This is a genomic window from Bradyrhizobium pachyrhizi (assembly GCF_001189245.1).
GTDB lineage: Bacteria > Pseudomonadota > Alphaproteobacteria > Rhizobiales > Xanthobacteraceae > Bradyrhizobium > Bradyrhizobium pachyrhizi.
Genome location: NZ_LFIQ01000114.1, coordinates 98,832 through 102,175, shown reverse-complemented (window position 1 = coordinate 102,175; position 3,344 = coordinate 98,832). Strand labels below are relative to the sequence as shown.

General features: G+C 65.7%; 6 protein-coding genes. All 6 read right to left on the bottom strand.

What is annotated here, in order from left to right; translation table 11 throughout:
• Nucleotides 1-64: 64 nt before the first annotated feature.
• The 6 genes from AKL29_RS43465 to AKL29_RS43460 all read right to left on the bottom strand — a co-directional run bounded on the left by AKL29_RS43465 (nt 65) and on the right by AKL29_RS43460 (nt 2,664).
• Entirely contained in the window at nt 65-238 is a 174-nt protein-coding gene (locus tag AKL29_RS43465) for a hypothetical protein (RefSeq protein WP_167350430.1), read from the bottom strand.
• Between the two features lie 9 nt (nt 239-247).
• Nucleotides 248-478 carry a DUF6894 family protein gene (locus tag AKL29_RS29565; RefSeq protein ID WP_028332292.1) on the bottom strand — a complete coding sequence of 77 codons (231 nt, stop codon included), beginning with the start codon at nt 476-478 and terminating at the stop codon, nt 248-250.
• Nucleotides 479-618: 140 nt separating this feature from the next.
• Entirely contained in the window at nt 619-963 is a 345-nt protein-coding gene (locus AKL29_RS29560) for a tRNA-binding protein (protein WP_028332291.1), read from the bottom strand.
• Complete coding sequence (locus tag AKL29_RS29555; RefSeq protein ID WP_050386594.1) at nt 963-1,589, bottom strand: LysE family translocator; 627 nt, start codon at nt 1,587-1,589, stop codon at nt 963-965. The genes AKL29_RS29560 and AKL29_RS29555 overlap by 1 nt, the downstream gene beginning before the upstream one ends.
• Nucleotides 1,590-1,607: 18 nt before the next feature.
• On the bottom strand, nt 1,608-2,480 hold the full coding sequence (gene pdxY / locus AKL29_RS29550; protein ID WP_063779966.1) for a pyridoxal kinase PdxY: 873 nt from the start codon (nt 2,478-2,480) through the stop codon (nt 1,608-1,610).
• Between the two features lie 10 nt (nt 2,481-2,490).
• Nucleotides 2,491-2,664, bottom strand: a complete 174-nt coding sequence (locus AKL29_RS43460) for a hypothetical protein (protein WP_016840760.1) — start codon at nt 2,662-2,664, stop codon at nt 2,491-2,493.
• Nucleotides 2,665-3,344 lie beyond the last annotated feature (680 nt).

Here is a 3,344-nt window from a genome sequence, read left to right as displayed (position 1 = left end):
GAAAAGATCATGATCAAACAAAGAGCTAAACCGCGATGACGATTCGACCCAATCTCATCGGGCTTTAGTCGCGCACAGCGGCTTGCCGCCGGGCGCGGCACTTCGGGCCGGGCCCGCGCATGTAGTACAGTTCGGGGCGATAGGGGTTGATGACACCATCGATCAGCATGCCGCAGCGCGCGACGAAGCGGGCGAGGTGGCGCCGCAACGGCTGTAGGGCAAGTTCCATCGAATTCATGGCATGCCCTCAGTGCAGCTCGCCGAGGATGGCGGTGAACGGCAGCTCGAAGATCTCGGTTCCGATGTCGTCGGTGACGTGGACCGCCCAGTTGCGCCAGTCCTCCACGCTCGGTGTCATGACAAAGCTGCGCGCCAGCTGCTCCGCATACACGCGCGCCTCCGCCAGATCCATCGCGGCGCCGGTGCGATCCAGGATGACGTGCTTGTCGTCGGAGCAGTGAAAGAAAACTGCGGACATTCTTCCGATTCCCATGCCGAAGCGATTCTCGCGCGCTGAAATAGCAGCGCGCGCGGGCACTGAGAATCCGGGTGATCCCCCATCGGTAAACTACGGGGATTCCAGACGATTTGAATCACGCGGCCGTGATCAGCCCGACGTCAGAAGATCGGCTCGCCGATCGCAACCTCGCTGCGCGGGCCGAGCACGATCACCTTGCCGCCGGCGTCCTTGGCGCCGAGGATCAGGAGTTCCGAGGTGAAACCCGCGATGTTTTTCGGCCCCAGATTGCAGATGCACACGACCAGCGAGCCGACCAGCGCCGCCGGCTCGTAATTCGTGATCTGCGCGCTCGACCACATGATCCGCCCGGCGCCGATATCGACGCCGACCTTGTAAGACGGATTGCGGGCGCGGGGAAACGGCTGCACCTCGACGACCTCGCCGATCCGGATATCGAGGCGGGCGAAGTCGTCGTAGCTGGCCTGCGGCTTGAGCGGAGACATCAGCGCTCCTGGAACGCAAGGCGGACACCGAGCGCGATATAGATCGTGCCGACCACACGGCCCTGCCACTGACCGATGCTGCGATGCCGCCTGATCCACGGGCTGATCTGGCCGGCGGCGAGCGCCAGCAGCGAGGTGTAGACCGCGCTCATCACGACGAAGATCAGGCCGAGGGTCGCGAACTGCGCCACCGCCGAGCCGTGGCCGGGGTGCACGAACTGCGGCAGGAAGGCGAGGAAGAACAGCGCGGTCTTCGGATTGAGCATTTCCGCCCAGATCGCCTGCCGGAACGCACGCCGCGGATCGACCGGCTGCGCCGCCGGCAAATCCAGCTCGTCGTTCTTTTCGAACAGGGCGCGGACGCCGAGCACGATCAGGTAGATCACGCCGGCATATTTCACGACCGAGAACGCCAGCGCCGACGTCATCAGCACGGCCGAAAGGCCGAATGTCGCCATCGCGGTGTGGACGAGATCGCCGAGCGCGATACCGAACCCGGTCGCGACGCCGACGCGTGCGCCGCCGGTGACCGAACGCGCGAGCACCAGCAGCACCGCCGGCCCGGGGATCAGGAACAGGCCGAGCACGACGGCGGCGTAGGTGAGGAGGGTGGTGATGTCGATCATGAAGACCTGTCCCGGATGTCAGGATGCGGCGATGGCGACCGCCGCGAAGCGCGGCTTCGGATCAAGCATCACGCCGGCGCTTTCGACAATGCGCATTTCCTCGGTTCCGCTCTGCGCCGTGCGCTCCAGCACGCCGTGGACGCCTGAGGCGGCGTGGCTCAGCGCGTCCGGCGTCGCCAGGCCGCGCGTGCGGGCGGCGACGAACAGCGCGGCGAACAGGTCTCCGGTGCCGGACGGGCTGATCGGAACCCGCGGCGTGCGCACGCGCCAGGCGCAGGTCTTTTCGGATCGAGTGCGCTCGATCGCCAGCGTCTCGATCTCGCTCTGCGGCGTGCCCGCCGGCTCGGCGCTGGTGATGACGACGGTCTGAGGTCCCCGCGCCATCAGCGCGCTCGCCTGCGCGACGACGTCGTCGATCGTCGTCACGCGTGCGCCGCAGAGGAACTCGAACTCGAAATGGTTGGGCGTGATGATGTCGGCGAGCGGGCAGAGCTGGTCGCGCACCAGCGGCGGAATGTCCGATCGCACGAACATGCCGCGGTCGCGGTCGCCGAGCACGGGATCGCAGCAATAGAGCAGGGCCGGGTTCGCCGCCTTCGCGCGGTCGACGAAGTCGGCGACGTCCATGGCGATGTCGGCCGAGCCGAGATAGCCCGACAGGATCAGCCGCGCGGCCTCGACCGCTCCGCGCTCCTCGATGCCACGCAGCAGGTCGGCGACCAGCTGCACGTCGAGCACCCGGCCGCGGATGGTCGGATAGCCGGGCCGGTTGCTGAGCAGCGTGGTCGGCACGGCGACGACGTCGATCCCGTGCAGCTGGATCGGAAAGCTGGCGGCGCTGTTGCCGACATGACCCCAGGCGACCTGTGACTGGATTGAGATGACGGTCATCTTGTGCGCATCACCCGAACAGTGCGGCGTAAATGACGTAGAGCCAGCCCAGGATACCGTGGATGATCGCCCACAGGATCGAATGGTTCTTGGTGTAGGAGATCGCGATCGCCAGCGCCGAGCCGAACCCCACGCCGTATTTCGCCCCCTCGACGCGGACGCCATAATATCGATTGCCGTTCATGGGGAATCCTTCCAGCGGGAGGGCGTGAGCGTGAAGGCAGCGTAACCTGCTAGTTGCAGTCAGTTCAACGGCGGACACGGCTGCTGCGCGGCTCAGCATGGCGGTGATAGTCCGGGCCCGCGTTTTTCCACATCGTCGTCCCGGCGTAGGCCGGGACCCATACCCCCAGGATCGGGCGATGAGGAAAGCTGTGGCCGCGGCGTCGCGCAACAATCACCTTTTGTGGTTATGGGTCCCGGCCTGCGCCGGGACGACGGTGAATGTGTGACGCGGCCAGTGAGTTATACATCCGCGTTCTCGCGACATGTGGACAGGTCTTGCTGAGTTGCCCGTCGGGCTGTTTTGTCGCAGGCGGCGCAGCCCGGTTTGATTTGCGGGTTCGCGTCGGAACCCCGTCTGTCACGCCGCGATCAACCGAACGTGTCGGATCGACGTGGAAGAAGATGCACGGGTGGACTGTCCTGCATCCAAACGCTTGCCTTATGGCGTCGGAATAAGACGGCAGAGCGATCGATCATGATGTGAGCGCGAACCGATCGGCGGGCGGCGAACAATGCGCCGGCGTGCCGAATCCAACAGGAGCAAATGATGTCCAGGATCAAACAGGTTGCGGCCGCGCTGACCGCGCTCGCCACGCTGACGGGGGCGGCCATGGCGCACGAAGTGCCGGCGGCGGGCCC